We start from the raw sequence: 388 nt of genomic DNA, 5'->3' as shown, positions 1-388 counted from the left end.
AGTAAATCCAACAATGCGAAAAATCGGAATACCTACCCGCAGCATCTCCCGCGTAGGCTGAAAAGGTGACATCAAGGCTTCCGGAAAGAAAACAAAACAGGATGAAGCCAAGGCCATAATAAAACAGCCATAGATCAGTCCCCATTTCACAGAAGCCATTATCCTCTTTTTATTTTTTGCTCCATAATTATAGGCTGCAATAGAAACCATACTGCTGTTTATACCGATCATTGGGGTCTGGACAAAATGCTGAAGGCGGTTGTAAATCCCAAATACCGCCACCGCCGTCGTAGAATACGCTGCCACAAGACGGTTCATCAGGAACGACATAAGAGAAGTGACAGAGGCCATGACTGTCGTAGGAATTCCTACGCGAAAAACAGCAGCC

1 protein-coding gene is annotated in these 388 nt (G+C 45.4%); it reads right to left on the bottom strand.

Annotated elements, in window-relative coordinates; genetic code table 11:
• A partial coding sequence (locus tag NE664_15520) for an MATE family efflux transporter (GenBank protein ID MCQ4728042.1) occupies positions 1 to 388 on the bottom strand: 388 nt, incomplete at both ends.

Source organism: Anaerotignum faecicola, assembly GCA_024460105.1.
Lineage (GTDB): Bacteria > Bacillota > Clostridia > Lachnospirales > Anaerotignaceae > JANFXS01.
This window is presented reverse-complemented; position numbering and strand designations above follow the sequence as displayed.